The sequence below is a fragment of the Streptomyces sp. HmicA12 genome (assembly GCF_000373565.1).
In the GTDB taxonomy this organism is placed as follows: domain Bacteria; phylum Actinomycetota; class Actinomycetes; order Streptomycetales; family Streptomycetaceae; genus Streptomyces.
Window position 1 is genome coordinate 424,089 of sequence record NZ_KB891798.1, and the last position, 15,964, is coordinate 440,052.

Consider the following 15,964-nt stretch of genomic DNA (forward strand, 5'->3'; position numbering starts at 1 on the left):
AAGGCCCCGACCGTTCTCCCCCGTACGGTCGGGGTCCTTTTTATGTCGTGACGCATGTCCCATCGGGACACATGTCTCACTGGGACGCGAGCGAGTTACGGTGGAGGGGCGGGGGCTCGCAGAGCGACAAAGGAGTCGAGTCATGAAGGCACTGCAGTACCGGAGCGTCGGGGCAGCACCCGAGGTCGTCACCGTCCCCGATCCGGAGCCCGGCCCCGGGCAGGTCCTGCTGAAGGTCACCGCCGCGGGTGTCTGTCACTCCGACATCGCCGTGATGAGCTGGCCCGCCGAGGAGTTCCCGTACGAGCTTCCGCTGACGCTCGGCCACGAGGGCGTGGGCACCGTCGCCGCCCTCGGCGCGGGTGTCACCGGCCTCTCCGTCGGCGACCCGGTCGCCGTCTACGGTCCGTGGGGCTGCGGCACCTGCGCCAACTGTGCGCAGGGCAAGGAGAACTACTGCCTGCGCGCCGATGAGCTCGGCATCCGCCCGCCCGGGCTCGGCGCCCCGGGGTCGATGGCCGAGTACATGATCGTCGACGACCCGCGTCACCTCGTGCCGATCGACGGTCTCGACCCCGTCGCCACCGTGCCGCTCACCGACGCCGGCCTCACCCCGTACCACGCGATCAAGCGCTCGCTGCCCAAGCTGGTGCCGGGTTCCACCGCCGTGGTCATCGGCACCGGCGGCCTCGGCCACGTCGCGATCCAGCTGCTCCGCGCCATGACGGCCGCCCGGGTCGTCGCCCTCGACGTGACCGAGGAGAAGCTCGCCCTCGCTCGCACGGTGGGCGCCCACGAAGCTCTCCTTTCGGACAGCGAGGCCGCCGCGAAGGTGCGCGAGCTGACCGGCGGGCGCGGCGCCGAGGCCGTCTTCGACTTCGTCGGCGTCCAGCCCACCGTCGAGACCGCCGGAGCCGTCGCCGCGATCGAGGGCGACGTGACCATCGTCGGCATCGGCGGCGGCACGCTGCCCGTCGGCTTCGGGAAGACCAACTTCGAGGTCAGCGTCACGGCCCCGTACTGGGGGAGCCGCGGTGAGCTCATCGAGGTCCTCGACCTGGCGAGGGCCGGCGCCGTCTCCGTGCACACCGAGACGTTCACCCTCGACGAGGCGCCCCTCGCGTACGAGCGACTGCACGACGGCAAGATCAACGGCCGCGCGGTGATCCTGCCCAATGGCTGACATCGGGCCCCGATCAAGGTCGGTTTTCGGCCACAGAATGCGTGCAACATTCAACTGACGGCGTGGAGGGCACTGTTCCGGGTGACGGGTGATCAATAGCCTGAGGCTGACCGCCCGTTCACCCCATACAGGGAGCGCCATGTCCACCGCGCAGATCCCCGACATCCTGTCGCCGGAGTTCGCCGCCGACCCCTACCCCGCCTACCGCGTCCTGCGTGAGTCGGCGCCCCTCCTCTGGCACGAGGCCACACAGAGCTGGATCGTGTCGCGGTACGCCGACGTGGAGCGTGTCTTCAAGGACAAGGCGGGGCAGTTCACCACCGACAACTACGACTGGCAGCTGGAGCCCGTCCACGGCAAGACGATCCTCCAGCTCAGCGGCCGCGAGCACTCGGTGCGCCGTGCCCTGGTCGCCCCGGCCTTCCGCGGCAGCGACCTCCAGGAGAAGTTCCTCCCGGTCATCGAGAGCAACTCCCGCGCGCTGATAGACCAGTTCCGCGCCACCGGCTCGGCCGACATCGTCAGCGACTACGCCACCCGCTTCCCGGTCAACGTCATCGCCGACATGCTCGGCCTCGACAAGGCCGACCACGCCCGCTTCCACGGCTGGTACACCGCCGTCATCGCCTTCCTCGGCAACCTGTCCGGGGACCAGGAGGTGACGGCGGCGGGGGAGCGGACCCGGGTCGAGTTCGCCGAGTACATGATCCCGATCATCCGGGCCCGCCGCGAGAACCCCGGCGACGACCTGCTCTCCGCCCTGTGCGCCGCCGAGGTCGACGGCGTACGGATGAGCGACGAGGACATCAAGGCGTTCTGCAGCCTGCTGCTCGCGGCCGGCGGTGAGACCACCGACAAGGCGATCGCCAGCATCTTCGCCAACCTCCTGATGAACCCGGAGCAGCTGGCAGCCGTGCGCGAGGACCGCTCGCTCATCGAGCGGGCCTTCGCCGAGACGCTGCGCCACACGCCCCCGGTCCACATGATCATGCGGCAGTCCGCCGTCGACGTGGAGCTGAGCGGTGGCACCGTCCCCGCCGGAGCCACCGTCACCTGCCTCATCGGCGCCGCCAACCGCGACGAGGACCGCTACCGGAACCCCGACCGCTTCGACCTCTTCCGCGACGACCTCACCTCGACCAAGGCGTTCTCCGCCGCCGCCGACCACCTCGCCTTCGCGCTCGGCCGGCACTTCTGCGTGGGCGCCCTGCTCGCCAAGGCGGAGGTCGAGATCGGCGTGAACCAGCTGCTCGACGCGATGCCCGACCTGCGCCTCGCCGACGGCTTCGACCCGGTCGAGCAGGGCGTGTTCACCCGCGGCCCGCAGTCGTTGCCGGTGCGCTTCACCCCGGTCGCCTCCTGACCCCTCCTGGTCGGGGAGCCCGGTGCTAACCTCGTACACATGCTTCGTTCCACGTGTCTGAACTGGTGGCGCCTCACTTAGAGGCGGCCACAGTCATGCACGAACAAGGGCCGTCCCCGGACGGCCCTTCTTGCTTCCCTCCCGCGGAGGTCATGCCGTCCCGAGGACGCCCGTGACCCGCAGGGAGACCTCATGAGCATCACCGTCGAGACGACCACCACCGACGCCCTCGGCACCTCCGCCGCACAGGCCCGCAGCGCCGAACTGGAGCGGCTGATCCGCGAGGACCCCGGGCGGTTCCGGGTCCTGACCGGCGACCGGCCGACCGGGCGGCTGCACCTCGGCCACTACTTCGGCACACTCCACAACCGCGTCAGACTCCAGGACCTCGGCGTCGAGACCTTCGTCCTCGTCCCCGACTACCAGGTCCTCACCGACCGCGACGTCGCCGAGAACCTCAAGGAGTACGTCGAGGACCTCGTCCTGGACTACCTCGCCATCGGCATCGACCCGGACCGGTCCACGATCTTCGCGCACAGCGCCGTGCCCGCCCTCAACCAGCTGCTGCTGCCGTTCCTCAGCCTGGTCTCCGTCGCCGAGCTGAACCGCAACCCGACCGTGAAGGACGAGATCGCGCACTCCCGGCAGTCGGCCGTCAGCGGCCTGATGCTCACCTACCCCGTCCACCAGGCCGCCGACATCCTCTCCGTGAAGGCCAACCTGGTGCCCGTCGGCCAGGACCAGCTGCCCCACCTGGAGATCACCCGCACTGTCGCCCGCCGCTTCAACGACCGCTACGGGCACGGCACCCCGGTCTTCCCGCGGCCCGAGGCGCTGCTCTCCGACGCGCCGCTGCTGCTCGGCACCGACGGCACGAAGATGAGCAAGAGCCGCGGAAACGCCATCGCCCTGTCCGCCGACGCCGACGAGACCGCCCGCCTGTTGCGCGGCGCGAAGACGGACACCGCGCGCCGCATCACCTACGAGCCCGCGACCCGACCCGAGGTCTCCTCCCTGGTGCTGCTCGCCGCCCTGTGCGAGGGCGCCGACCCCCGGCAGGTGGCCGACGAGATCGGCGACGGCGGAGGCGCCGCCCTCAAGCGACGCGTCACCGACGCCGTGAACACGTACCTGGCACCGATCCGGGCCCGCCGCGCCGCCTACGCGCAGGACCGGCAGGCGGTCAGGGACGTGCTGCGGGCAGGGAACGAGCGGGCCGGCGCCCTCGCGGAGCAGACCCTCGACGACGTACGGGCCGCCATGCGCACCGACTACTGAGGAGCCCCGGGCGGGGGCCGTCTCACTGCACGACGGGCGTGAAGCTCACCGGCAGTGAGGTCAGCCCCCGCATCCAGATCGACGGTCGCCACGTCAGCTCCCCCGGCTCGACCGCGAGGACGATGTCCGGCAGCCGGTCCAACAGCGTCTCCACCGCCGTGCGCGCGATGACGTCGGCGAGCAGCGGTGCCGGGTAGGGGCAGCGGTGCTCGCCGTTGCTGAACGACAGGTGCGCCGCGTTCTCCGCGCCGACATGGCCCTCCGGCCAGATCTGCGGGTCCGAGTTCGCGGCGGCGAGGCCCAGGACGAGACAGTCGCCCGCGCGGATCTGCCGGCCACCGAGCTGGGTGTCGCGCACCGCCCAGCGGCCGATGAAGTTCTGCGTCGGGGTGTCCAGCCACAGCACCTCGTTCAGCGCCTCGCCGACGCTCAGCCGGCCGCCCGAGACGTTGATCGCGAAGCGTTCGTCGGTCAGCAGGAGCCGGAGCGTGTTGCAGATCCAGTTCGCGGTCGGCTGCTGGGCCGCCGCTATCACCGAGATCAGGTCCTGCACGATCTCCTCGTCGGTCAGCCCCGCCGGGTCCAGGATCATGCGGGACGTGACGTCGGCGCCCGGCCGCTCCCGCTTCTCCTTCACCAGGCGCTGGATGCGCTCGCCGACGCGGACGTACGCCGCCACCGGGTCGTCGCCCTCGTGCGCGTCCAGGGAGATCCGCAGATCGTCCACCAGATCCTGGGTCTCGTCGGCGAGTTGCGGCATCCCGCACATCTGCACCGCGGCCCGCATCGCCAGCGCGTGCGCGTACGCGGACATCAGCTCGGCCTGCCCGCTGCCCGCGAACGACGAGATCAACCGGTCGGCGATCTGCGCGCTGTCCCGGGCCAGCTCGAACTGGTCGACCTGCTCCAGGGCGTGCGTGATCACCCCCGCCCGGCGCCGGTGCTCCTCGCCCTCGGTGAACAGCACCGACGGCTGGTACCCGACGAACGGCATCAGCGGCCAGTCGGCCGGGATGTTCTCCCACTGGTTCCAGCGCCGCGAGTCCCGGGCGAACAGCTCGTCGTGCGCGGTGACATAGCCGACCTCGGCGTAGCCGAGCACCAGCCACGCGGGCACGTCCCCGTCGAGCAGCACCGGCGCGACCGGGCCGTGCTCCGAGCGCAGCGCCCGGTACAGCTGCGACGGCGCCTGCTGGTACTCCAGGCCGCTCAGCGGGAGCGCGCCCGGGTGCGCCGGGGATCCCGGGGTCCTGTGGTCCGTCACGGTGTCGTCTCCTGGGCCATGGCGAGGTCGTAGAGGTGATCCACGAGGGTGATCAGCACGTCCTTGCCGGAGGACCTGACGCGGGCGTCGCAGTCGACCATCGGCACGTGCGCGGGCAGCGCGAGCGCCTGCCGTATCTCGTCGAGGGAGTAGCGCACCGGCTCGTCGTCGAACCGGTTGATCGCCACGACGAACGGCGTGCCGTGGTGCTCCAGCCGGTCGATCGCGTACCAGGAGTCGTCCATGCGACGGGTGTCGACGAGGACGACGGCGCCGAGCGTCCCGGAGAACAGCCGGTCCCACAGGAACCAGAACCGCTCCTGGCCGGGAGCGCCGAACAAGTACAGGACCATCCGGTCGTTGAGGCTGATGCGGCCGAAGTCGAAGGCGACGGTGGTCGTCGTCTTCTCCGCCACCGCCGACGTCTCGTCGACGCCCACGCCGGCCTGCGTCATCACCTCTTCGGTGTTGAGCGGGCGGATCTCGCTGACCGAGCGGACGAGCGTGGTCTTGCCGACCCCGAACCCGCCCACCACGACGATCTTCAGGCCGGTGTCCGCCGAGGCGCCGAGCGGTGTGCGCTGTGCGGGCAGCTCAGAGGTTGCGGAGCCCATGGAGCACCTCCTTGAGAAGGGCGGAATCGGGGAGCGCGGCCACGGACTCGGCCGCGCGCGGATGCCGGGCGGTGATCTTGCCGCCCGCCAGCAGGTCGCCGAGCAGGATGCGCACGACCGTGATGGGCAGCCGCAGTTCGGCGGCGATCTCCACCAGCGCCGTCGGCTGTCGGCACAGTTCGAGGATGCGTACGTGCTCGGACTGCATTCCCGCGACCGGCTCGCACTCGCTCACCACCAGGGTCACCAGGTCGAAGGCGGCGTCGTCGGCGCGGCTGCGGCCCCCCGTGACCGTGTAGAGCCGGTCCGGGGCGCCGGTGTCCACCGGCCGCCGGGTCACTGGGCGCCGCCTCCCGCGGAGCCCTCGCGCGGCGCGGCCCGCAGATGCTCCCCGATCTGCTCCACCAGTTGCGTCATCTGATGGCCCACGACCCCCGGATCGGCGTCCTCGTCCGCGACGACCGCCAAGTGCGCGCCGTCGCCGGCGTCCACGATGAACAGGAGGCCGCCGTGGAACTCCGTCATCGAGTGCCGTACGCCGCCGCTGCCGTTGCCGAACTCCATGGACGCACCCTGCGCGAGCGCCTGGATGCCGGAGCAGATCGCCGAGAGCTGGTCGGCCTGGTCGAGCGTCAGGTGCTCGCTCCAGCACAGCTTGAGCCCGTCCCGCGACAGGACGAGGGCGTACCGGGTGCCCGGCGTGCGCTCCAGAAGGCTCTCCAGGAGCCAGGTCAGGCTGGTGTCAGTGGTCTGCATGGCGGGGTCGGGCCGGTCCTCCGCGGTACGGAGCACCGCCCGTGCCTCCAATCTCACGGTGTCGAGCGGGGGTTGAGAGGGGGGAGGGACTGGTCGGGCGTCGCGGGTCAGTCCGTGGGGGCGGACTGGTCGGGTCGCGCGGTGTCCTTGGCGTCTTCGGCGTTCTGCGCCCTGCGTGCGCGGTGGAAGGCTCCGAAACGGGCGCCCGCGTCCCGGGACGGTGTGCGGTCGGCGGCCGGCGCGGGGCGCGAGCGCTGCTGCTCGGCGGCGGCCATGGTGCGGCCCGGCGGACGCACCGGCAGGCCGTTGGGCGTGGCGGCGGCGGGCCGCACCGGGCTCGGCACGGCGTCGTCGTCGGTGTCCGTGCCGGTAGCGGTGTCGGGGACCGAGCGCGCGGGCGGCAAAGGGGCCGCCGTCAGCGGGGCGGGAGCGGCGTCCGCACGCTCATGGCTCTCGGCGGGCACCGCGGGGTGCGGCACGTGCACGGGCTGCGCGACGTCCCGTTCCTGGGCGAGCAGTTGGGGCGGCAACAGGACGACCACCCCGGTGCCGCCGCGCGAGGACGGCCGGAAGTTCACCGTGATGCGGTACTTGTCGGCGAGCCGGCCCACCACGGCGAGCCCCAGTCGGGTGCCCTGCAGCGAGGCGAGGTCCGTGACCTGACCGGAGACCGCGGCCTCGGCCCGCCGCATCGCCGCGTCGGCCATCTTCAGGCCGCTGTCCTCGATGGTCACGACGAGACCCGCGGAGCGCTCCTCCACGTAGACGTGCACCTCGTCTATCGGCGGGGAGAAGTTCGCCGCGTTGTCCATCAGCTCGGCGAGCAGGTGCATCACACCCTCCGCCGCGAATCCGGCGATCGCCGCGTCCGTGGCGCAGTGCAGCCGCACCCGCTGGTAGGCGGCGATCCGGCCGACGGCGCCGCGCAGCACGCTCTCCATCACGATGGGGCGGTTCCAGGCGCGGCTGGAGCGGCCGCCCATCAGCAGGGCGAGACGGTCCGTCATCAGCCCGAGCTGGGACGTCGAGTGGTCCAGGCGCAGCAGGTCGCCGAAGACCTCCTCGCCGTGCCGCTCCTGCATGCCGCGAAGGTCGGCGAGCATGCTCACGGCCTTCGCCTGGACCCGGCTGAGCGCCTTCGCCGAAGCGGCCTGCGCGGCGGCTCCCCGTCGCTCGCTCAGGGCCAGTTCCCGAAGGAAGGTCTCGGCCGGAACCCTCAACAGGGGGTTCTCGGGCCACACCGGTTCGGCGAGCACCGCGTCGGCCGAGGCGCCCTCGCGCAGCCGGGCCACGGCCGCCGGGAACGTCTCGGAGGTCAGCCGCTCCAACTGGGCTGCCGCGCGCTCCAGTTCGGCCCGGGCCGCGTCACGCTCGGCCGCGGTCAGCGATGCCTGGCGCACGGACTCGTCGACGGCGGTCGTGAAGTCCTGGAGGATCCGGGCCAGTTGAGGGTCGGAGGGCGCGTTCGCCACGGGCGTCGCGCCGTCCCGCAGCCGCCGCACCACGCTGGGCAGGGTCACGTTCACCAACTGCGCCGACTCGGCCGCCAGTTGCGTGGATCGGCCCGCGGCCAGCGCCAGTTCCGCGCGGGCGCTCTGTGTGTCCCGCCGGGCGCGGCCGAGCGCCACGGTGTAAGCCGTCACGGCCAGCGCCAGACACCCCCAGGCGGCCAGGGACGTCCACACCGCCCAGGTGCGCGCCGAGGCCGGAGCGAGCGCCGCCGCGCCACCGGCCGCGGCGGCCGCCACCACCAGCACGGCGAGCGCCGCGATCGGCTTGGCGCGGCGTGCTCTCGGGTTCGGCTGCGGGCGGGCAGAGGCGGGTGGGGCAGGCACTGGCATTCCGCGGTCCCTCGGTCGTTGCGTGCGGGAAGCGGCCGCCCGACCGGTCGCGTCGGCGGCGGATCCGGTTGGCGGGCGCCCAAGGGGACGCCGATCTTCCGGACCGTACGGACGCTCATGCTAGTCACGCCGTGCGACGAGCAGACCGGACAAGCCGGGCAGTTTTCCCTACCGGTAACTTCGTCGTGAACTCGCCCCCATCCCGTCCGGCCGTGCTAGCGGCCGGACGGGGCGTACGACACCACGGGAGACGGAGGTCGGGCAGGCAGGACGCCCCTTCGCCGACCGCCGACATGTCCCGTCCCTTCCGGTCTCACCTTCCGGTCGAAGGGATGGTTTCAGCCAACATCACTCGTCTTCCACGACCTGCCAGCACCCCACTTCCCTGTACTGGGAGTCGTGGATCGCCGCTTCGTCGCCCGGCGTCAGGGCGAAGTGATGGAGATTGCCGCCCCAGTAGCGCAGCACGCGCCCCAACTCGCGCGCCGCGTCGCCGTCGAACGCCGTGTCACCCATGTCGACCTCAAGAAGAAACTTCATGGCTTCTACGGTGTCATTGAACTGCCCATTGAGACTTTTGCGCCGCCTCGGCCAGGCAGGAGCGCGCGCCCGCAGGAGCCCGCAAAAAAGGCGTGCATGCTCCGGCCGATCGCGGGCACCAGCGATATAGACAGGCTCTGGCAGCCCACCCCCCCCGGGCGCTCGAGCTGTGGCCCCGCCACCTCCTCTCCCCCCCCCTGTGAGGTGGCGGGGCCTTCGTCTGCCCACGCGCTCGCCTCGGGCCGCCCGGGCAGTCTTCTCTGGACCAGCAGCGACACCGAAGACCTACGACACCGACGTCGTCGGCTGCTGTTCCAGCAGTTCGGGCCAGGGACCTCCGCAGCGGGTCCGCGCATGCATGCGCAGCCTGTTGCCCACCGACTGTTGCAACGTCGGGGAAAGTCCGGGCCGATGGGCCAGTTCACGGAACCAGGCGGGCGGATCCGCGACGGAGGATTCCTGAAGCTGGGCGAACACCTCGACCGTTCGGCGGGCGAGGGCCACGTCCTCGGTGACCAGGTCCAGGATGAGGTTCTTGCGGCCCGTGCTGCCCAGATGCGCCAGCAGGACGCGCAGCGGCACGCTCCAGCGATTGGCGATCTCGCGCTTGGGTTTGAGGACGCGTGGGTCATAGGCGTGCAGAGCCCTGGAGACCGTCAGCAGCAGTCGGGCGGCCGCGCCGGGGTCGTGGGGAGCCATGCGCTCGATCAGCCGTCCCAGTTCGCGGATGTCCTCGGTCACCAGGGGCCCGTGAGCCGGAGTCGTCGGAAGGATCGAGGGCAGCAGCGCGGCGTACGCCGCCTCGGCAGCGTCGCTGTCCTCGACCGGGGTGAGGCGGCACACGGCGGTGGTCAGAACGTGGCGCGCCATCGCGGTGACATTCTTCTCCGCTGTGCCGGATGCGGCGCGGCCGTCGGCCGGCGGGGCCGCCAGGTCGTTCAGCACGGGCAGCAGTGACCGCAGATCCGCGTGACCCCAGCCGCCGGAAAGCACGGCCGCGCGGATGAGCTCCAGGACCGTGATGCGTAGGGGAGCGGCTCCGGAGCGCAGTTCTTCGGCCAGGTCCTTGCTGAGCGGCGGGCTCCAGCCTGCGCTCTCCAGCAGAACCCTGAGGAGCCGGTATCCCTGCCGACGGCGGTTGGCGTGGCTCGTGGTCAACGTGTGGGCCAGCGTGCGCAGCCGCTCCGCGTGGCGCGACAGCACATCAGCGGCTTGTTGCGTGCGGACGGCGTCCAGCACGGTGACGAGCAAGCCGGTGTTCTCGGTGAGGAGCGCCTCCTCCACCGGGTGGTTCAGCAGCCGGGGATTCGTGTCGACGTATTCGACGAAGTCGGTGGCGAAGGCTGCCGGGGCCTGTCGATCGCTGACGCTGGTGGCGTGGACCACGGGATCGGTGGCCCACGCGTGCAGTGCGCTGTCAGCCTGTGTTTCCCCGGCCGCCGCGGCGGCTACCGCCAGTTTTGCGAGTCCGTCGGCGTTCAGCCACACGTCCCGCGGCGCCACGGGCAAGATCCGCAGCAGGGTGTCGGGGGCTGGGCGCGCACGCCACACCCCTTCCAGGAACAGCCGGGGGAGGGTTCTCCGGCGGTCCTGGTAGGGCGGAGCCGGCAGCTGCCGCAGGGCCTCACGGCACCTGGTCTCGATGAGCCGAACAAACGCGGAATCCCGGTGGCGGTCACCGTCCGGCCGCCCGACGCCGCCGTCGGACAGCGTGGGGACCACCACCATGTCCAGGACCGCCGACTGCGCACCGGGGTCGTCCAGGTCGAACAGTGCCTGCACGATCTTGGCGGCTCCGTGCTCGTCGAGGTTCGTGGCCAGAAGGCCCGCTCCGAACAGTTTCGCGCGGTGCGTGGGCTCGCTGAGTCTGCCGGCCACCGCGTCCAGCGCCAGCTTCAGCTGCTCCGCCGCCTGCGCGGTGGCATTCGAGGCGGCCCACAGGGTGCCCAACGCCGAGACGACCGCGTCGAGTTCCATACCGAGCAAGGCCGGAGCACTGCCATCGAGGAGGCCCTCGAAATGCGCGGCCGACCGGCGTCGGGCCCGCGCGGCCGAGGCGGGTTCCTCGATGAGTTCCCCTTCCTCCGCCGCGGCCCGCATGAGGTCAGCGAGGCCTGCGGTGGCTCTGTCGTCGCTGAAGTGCAGCCAGAAGCTGGTCATCTGGCCGAGTGTCCAGTCGAGGTCGTACCGGAAGGCCGCGCGGAGAAGCCTCAGGTACAGGTGGTCGTGCGAGCGCAGAGCGGGTGAGCTCCATGTCAGCAGCCACGCGACACACTCCAGGTCGTCCAGCAGTTCCAGCGCGGTGACTGGATGCTGCCGCAGCAGACGGCACAGAGACTCCAGCAGCTGGATCCGGACGGCACGGCCGTCGGAGGCCGCCTGCTCACCGCGCTCCCACACCGCGGTGAGGTCGGCCATCCAGCGGTCGGGGCGTGGGTGACGGATACCGGGGAGAACGGTGAGGAACCTCTTCACCGGGTCGGCAGGCATGCTGCGCAGCCGTTCCTGGGCGGTGACCGCCGCGATTCCGAGGGTGCGGAGCCGGGCGTACAGCTCCAGCCCCAACGGGGCGGTCCGGTCGTCGTTCAGCAACGGGAGCAGCAGGCGGTCCGCCCGGCCCGGTGCCTCCCGGGGTACGAGCTGACCGGCGACGGCGGCCAGAACCAGGTCCGTGGGATTGTCCAGCAGGCGGTCGACGAGTTCCTGCGCCCGTCCGGCCGTGCGCAGCCAGTCGGCGGCCATGTACTCGAAGAAGGTCTGGTGGAAGAACCGGACGCGGGTGGTGCCGGCGATGGTCGAGATGACTCCACGGCGTTCCAGCTCATCGAGTTCGTCCGCGATGGTGTCCCACGGCTTGCCGGGGAGCAGTTCCTCCAGATGGTGTCCCGCCATGGGCAGGTCGACCTCCAACTCGTTGGCGGCGAGCATGAAGCGGGCCAGCGCCTGGGCAGTGCTCCGCAGGTTGCGCGTGGCTCGTTCCGATCGCGACGAGTCGCCGTACCCGGCTCTGCTGTCCTGCTCGACGCGCTGCCGGCGAACCTGGTCGTAGAGCGAGGCGACGTCGATGTCCTGGACCGGCGGATCCGGCGCGTAGACGTCGAACAGCATGCGCAGGGTCAGCGGGTTGTCACACACCTCGCGCAGGGGGAGGTCCTGATAGACGGCTCCCATGATGCGCTGTTCCAGCTGCTGCGCTGCGAGTGGGCCGTGTACGGCTTGAGGGCAGTAGATCCGGCTGTGCCTGTGCACTGCCATGGCTCGTTCGTCGGAGCTGTAGGCGCCGAGGCGCAGGGGCGCTCGCAGGAACGCGTCGCGGGCGTCCGCCTCGGCCTCGTCGCCGTCCTCGAACGGCAGGAGCTTGGCTTCCCCCGGGCGGCAGGACATCACCACCGACACCCCGTGGAGGCGGGCGGCGTCGATGAGCTGGGCGACCAGCGCGGCGCCTTCGGGGCTGTGCATGAGAAGGTCAAGAGTGTCGACCAGCAGTACGGGAGCGGCGTCCGCGCGACAGCGGGTGAGGGCCTCGTCGATCTCCGCGACGGTCAGCGCAGTGGGCGGCAGCTCGGGGTCGGGACGCAGCGCGTCGAGCAGGAACGAGGCCTTCACGAACAAGGGTTCCGTTCCCGGCTGTTCCGTGAGCCGGTGAAACAGACTCCACAGCACGGTGGTCTTGCCGTATCCGGGTTCGCCGACGATGAGTTGGGCGCAACCGTCGGGCACGCGGCCGAGGACGGCGCTCTCCAGTCCCCGCGGAACGTGCAGGTCGTCGAGCGAGATCCCGTGCGGGAAGCGGGAGTTGGGCGCCATCAGGAGGCCGGCGTCCTTGACGGCCTGCCGACTCAGCCCACGGACCTTGGCCAGTTCCTCGATTCCGGGCGCGGTCGTGAGCTTTTCCCGGGCCTGCTTCCGCAGGGACTCCATGCGGTCGACGCCCAACGTCTTGAGCAGGGCCGAGTCCAGTGCGGTGAGTGAGCCTGTCTTCTCGCGTTCTCCGGCTTTGAGGCGCAGGTTCACCACGACGGCCTCGAGTCTCTCGGGCTTGTCGGGGACGACGTGGCCGTTCTTCCAGTCGCTGAAGGAGCTCTTGCTGGTTCCCTTGATCGCGTCCAGGGTCGGGCTGCCCGCGAGTTCCCACAATTTGGTCAGCGCCGAGGCGAACTCGTCGGCCATCCATCGCTCCACTTCGTCGTGTTGCTCCGGGATCCCTTGTACAGCAGTCGCTCCGTGGCCGCGCCGGATCCGGCCGGAAATCCCCTCCGAGGCTTCTGACATGGGCTCTTGGGCGGCCGAGGGGGGCGAACGGCACCGGATACAGCCGGAGATGAGCGCAATGGGCATCCGGGCGCGGCCAGCAGCCCGTCGCCGAATTGCCGAGGGGTTCCGTCATGTCGCGTTCGCTGCTTCACCGCATCACGTTGGGGATGACCTACGTGGGCGTCCTGGTGCTCCAGGCCCCGGCACCGGCCGTCGCGGCCGCCGGCCGGTCCGCTGCGGCCTGCCTACCGCTCTCCCCGGCCGGGCGACTGCTCGCGCTGTTTCCCTACCTGTGGTTCATCGTGGTGATCGGACTGCTCATCGGGCTGCTGGTCAGTTGGTTGAGCCGCCGCGCCGGCGACAACGCCTGGGAGTCAGCCCGCCACGGCATGGTCACCGGGCTTGCGGTGGCGGGCCCGCTGCTGACCGTCCTGACCTTGATCGCGGTACTGCCGACCGCGTGCTGAGCGAGACGCCGAGGCGTAGCGGGTTGCAGTGCCCCGCGACTCGTTCAGGCCGTTGACGCGAGGCACTGCAATACACCTGTCCGCATCGGCAGAGGTCATCAGCGCGGTGAGAACCCGCTCGCCGATGCCGTCGACGGCCACGTCCGCAGCCGGGTTCACAGCCCTCTACAGGTGCCCGGCTGATCCAAACGCGAACCGTCTAGCCCTGGTGCCCCTGATGGTCGTGCGGCTGCTGGGCCGGGTGGCCCTGGGGTGCGGAGGCCGTGGCGAGCATGCCCTCGGCCTGTTCCTTGGGGAGCTGGTGCTGTATCCCGCAGAACGTGCACTGCGTGCGGTACTTCGTCGAGATCGGGAACAGCGGTACGAAGAAGAGCGTGAACTTCGTGACGTACTTGCGCAGCGCGTGGGCCGACGGATTGCCGCAACCACCGCAGACGAGTGTGAGCATGGCGAGCTGATACACGTAGCCGCGCGTACCGAAGATGATCATCTGGGGTCCCTCCCGGTCGACGGCCACCGCCGAGAGTCCGGGGCCGTGGCCGTCATCGTAAGCAGCGGTCAGGCCCTCCTCACAAGCCGTATCTGCGGGTGGAATGCTCCTCCTGCGCGAGGCGGTGCAGGGCCAGCAGCACCGGCTCGAAGAGCACGGACGCCGCGACGACCAACTCGGCCTTCTCGACGTCCCCCTCCAGGTCCTCCAGACGCTCCAGGTCCAGCCGCGCCACCTCGTCCATCTGCCGCGCGTACGCCGCGAGGATCTCGGGACCGCACGCGTAACCGAGCCGGGTGAGCACGGCGACCGTGGTGACGAGGCGGCGGTAGCTGGGGGACAGGGTGCCGATCTCGCGCGCGTGATCCCAGCCCACGTCCGCCAGGAATCGCTCGATCCCCGCGGCGGCCTCGACCGTCGCCGGGTCCTCGGCCGGCGCCTCCGGGGGCTGCGGCATCGCCCACATCGCGGCGCCGAGGCGCATCGTCGTACCGAGCGAGTCGTCGTCGATGTGCGCGAGCACCTCACGTGCGTTGGCCACCGGCACCCGGCCGATCTGGATCAGGGCCCGTACGAGGTTCAGGCGCCGCAGATGGGAGTCCTCGTACTCCGCCTGCGTCGCGCTGACCCGGCGCCCCGGCGGCAGCAGTCGCTCCCGCAGGTAGTACTTGATCGTGCCGACCGGTACCCCACTGCGCTCACTCAGCTCCGCCAGTCGCATCTCTTGTGCCCCTCCTTGGGAAGTGTCACTATCCAACCACGCCGACACCGGGAGCCCGAGGGGGAGTTGTGCCCGACAAGCCACGGATGGGACGGACCACGGCCGATGCCGAGGGCGACGTCGTCGTCTTCCTGATCGGTATGCGGATCAATCACTTCTGGGCCGTGCATCGCTGGCTCCCGGTGTTCTGCGCGATGCCCATGATGCTCAGGGAGCTCGGCAAGGACCGCACCCTCGGACTGCTCCACCACATCCTGGGCACCGCGGACCCGCGCACGTACTTCGTCGTCCAGTACTGGGAGTCGAAGGAGAAGCTGCTCGCGTACGCGGCCGCCCCGAGCCGACGCCACCAGCCGTGGTGGGCCAGGATCAACCGCTACGCGCGCAGGAGCCGCGGTCACGTCGGCCTCTGGCACGAGACGTACGTGGTGCCCGCCGGGTCGTACGAGACGATTTACGCCGACATGCCCGCGCAGGGCCTGGCCAAGGCCTACGGGGTGCGAGCGCTGGGTGACGGGGTGCAGGCACGGGACCGACTGGCGGTCTGAGTCGACCACAATCCGTGGCGGTCCGGGCGCACACCGTACGGAAGTGGCCACACCGGTCGCCCGAGTCGGCATTTCGTGGGTCGTGATGAAAGGATTACGCCCATGGCAATCAAGACCTACTTCGACATCACGATCAACGACGAGCCCGCCGGGCGGATCACGTTCAACCTCTTCGAGGACGTCGTCCCGAAGACCGCGGAGAACTTCCGTGCGCTGTGCACCGGTGAGAAGGGCTTCGGCTACGCCGGTTCGTCGTTCCACCGCGTCATCCCGCAGTTCATGCTGCAGGGCGGCGACTTCACCGCCGGCAACGGCACGGGCGGCAAGAGCATCTACGGCGAGAAGTTCGCCGACGAGAACTTCCAGCTCAAGCACACCAAGCCGGGCCAGCTCTCCATGGCCAACGCGGGCCCGAACACCAACGGCTCGCAGTTCTTCATCACCACCATCGTCACCGACTGGCTGGACGGCAAGCACGTCGTCTTCGGCGAGGTCGAGGACGGCATGGAGCTCGTGAAGAAGATCGAGTCGCTCGGTTCGCGCAGCGGTTCCACCGCCGCGAAGATCACGATCGCCGAGTCCGGCCAGCTCTGATCCACGCAGTAACCCCCGGGAGCCGGGGACCCGCCGCACGGCGGGTCCCCG

Annotated in this window: 15 protein-coding genes; 6 read left to right on the forward strand and 9 right to left on the reverse strand. The window is 70.5% G+C overall.

Going from position 1 to position 15,964, the window contains the following annotated elements; genetic code table 11:
- Positions 1-142: 142 nt before the first annotated feature.
- From B072_RS0105720 to trpS, 3 genes are all read left to right on the forward strand, one after another.
- Complete coding sequence (locus tag B072_RS0105720; protein ID WP_018528978.1) at positions 143-1,183, forward strand: NAD(P)-dependent alcohol dehydrogenase; 1,041 nt, start codon at positions 143-145, stop codon at positions 1,181-1,183.
- 139 nt (positions 1,184-1,322) lie between these two features.
- Positions 1,323-2,546, forward strand: a complete 1,224-nt coding sequence (locus B072_RS0105725; protein ID WP_018528979.1) for a cytochrome P450 — start codon at positions 1,323-1,325, stop codon at positions 2,544-2,546.
- Between the two features lie 192 nt (positions 2,547-2,738).
- On the forward strand, positions 2,739-3,824 hold the full coding sequence (gene trpS / locus B072_RS0105730) for a tryptophan--tRNA ligase (RefSeq protein ID WP_018528980.1): 1,086 nt from the start codon (positions 2,739-2,741) through the stop codon (positions 3,822-3,824).
- A gap of 22 nt (positions 3,825-3,846) precedes the next feature.
- Here the strand turns inward: trpS and B072_RS0105735 are convergent, their stop codons facing one another.
- The 7 genes from B072_RS0105735 to B072_RS0105765 form a co-directional block, all read right to left on the reverse strand.
- Complete coding sequence (locus B072_RS0105735) at positions 3,847-5,088, reverse strand: cytochrome P450 (RefSeq protein WP_018528981.1); 1,242 nt, start codon at positions 5,086-5,088, stop codon at positions 3,847-3,849.
- Positions 5,085-5,702 carry a GTP-binding protein gene (locus tag B072_RS0105740; RefSeq protein WP_018528982.1) on the reverse strand — a complete coding sequence of 206 codons (618 nt, stop codon included), beginning with the start codon at positions 5,700-5,702 and terminating at the stop codon, positions 5,085-5,087. Before B072_RS0105740 ends, B072_RS0105735 begins: the two co-directional genes overlap by 4 nt.
- The gene (locus B072_RS0105745; RefSeq protein WP_018528983.1) at positions 5,683-6,042 is read right to left on the reverse strand and encodes a DUF742 domain-containing protein; all 360 of its coding nucleotides are present in this window, start codon (positions 6,040-6,042) and stop codon (positions 5,683-5,685) included. The genes B072_RS0105740 and B072_RS0105745 overlap by 20 nt, the downstream gene beginning before the upstream one ends.
- Positions 6,039-6,458, reverse strand: a complete 420-nt coding sequence (locus B072_RS0105750; RefSeq protein ID WP_051127109.1) for a roadblock/LC7 domain-containing protein — start codon at positions 6,456-6,458, stop codon at positions 6,039-6,041. Before B072_RS0105750 ends, B072_RS0105745 begins: the two co-directional genes overlap by 4 nt.
- A gap of 107 nt (positions 6,459-6,565) precedes the next feature.
- Positions 6,566-8,299: a sensor histidine kinase gene (locus B072_RS0105755; protein WP_078506302.1), complete on the reverse strand. Its 1,734-nt coding sequence runs from the start codon at positions 8,297-8,299 to the stop codon at positions 6,566-6,568.
- Between the two features lie 348 nt (positions 8,300-8,647).
- Positions 8,648-8,839, reverse strand: coding sequence for a hypothetical protein (locus B072_RS0105760; protein ID WP_018528986.1), 192 nt, complete (start codon positions 8,837-8,839; stop codon positions 8,648-8,650).
- 285 nt (positions 8,840-9,124) lie between these two features.
- Positions 9,125-13,009 carry a hypothetical protein gene (locus B072_RS0105765; protein ID WP_018528987.1) on the reverse strand — a complete coding sequence of 1,295 codons (3,885 nt, stop codon included), beginning with the start codon at positions 13,007-13,009 and terminating at the stop codon, positions 9,125-9,127.
- Positions 13,010-13,224: 215 nt separating this feature from the next.
- Between B072_RS0105765 and B072_RS42505 the strand changes: the two genes are divergently transcribed.
- Positions 13,225-13,560 (forward strand): hypothetical protein, encoded by a 336-nt coding sequence (locus tag B072_RS42505; protein ID WP_018528988.1) that lies wholly within the window; start codon positions 13,225-13,227, stop codon positions 13,558-13,560.
- 199 nt (positions 13,561-13,759) lie between these two features.
- Here the strand turns inward: B072_RS42505 and B072_RS0105775 are convergent, their stop codons facing one another.
- Both B072_RS0105775 and B072_RS0105780 read right to left on the reverse strand, forming a co-directional pair.
- The gene (locus B072_RS0105775; RefSeq protein WP_043243426.1) at positions 13,760-14,050 is read right to left on the reverse strand and encodes a zinc-ribbon domain-containing protein; all 291 of its coding nucleotides are present in this window, start codon (positions 14,048-14,050) and stop codon (positions 13,760-13,762) included.
- A 79-nt stretch (positions 14,051-14,129) separates the two neighbouring features.
- Positions 14,130-14,771: a MerR family transcriptional regulator gene (locus tag B072_RS0105780; protein ID WP_018528990.1), complete on the reverse strand. Its 642-nt coding sequence runs from the start codon at positions 14,769-14,771 to the stop codon at positions 14,130-14,132.
- Between the two features lie 86 nt (positions 14,772-14,857).
- Here B072_RS0105780 and B072_RS0105785 point away from each other — a divergent pair, with 86 nt between their 5' ends.
- Together B072_RS0105785 and B072_RS0105790 are read left to right on the forward strand one after the other, a co-directional pair.
- Positions 14,858-15,319: a DUF4188 domain-containing protein gene (locus tag B072_RS0105785; RefSeq protein WP_018528991.1), complete on the forward strand. Its 462-nt coding sequence runs from the start codon at positions 14,858-14,860 to the stop codon at positions 15,317-15,319.
- 102 nt (positions 15,320-15,421) lie between these two features.
- On the forward strand, positions 15,422-15,913 hold the full coding sequence (locus B072_RS0105790) for a peptidylprolyl isomerase (RefSeq protein WP_018528992.1): 492 nt from the start codon (positions 15,422-15,424) through the stop codon (positions 15,911-15,913).
- Positions 15,914-15,964: the final 51 nt, after the last annotated feature.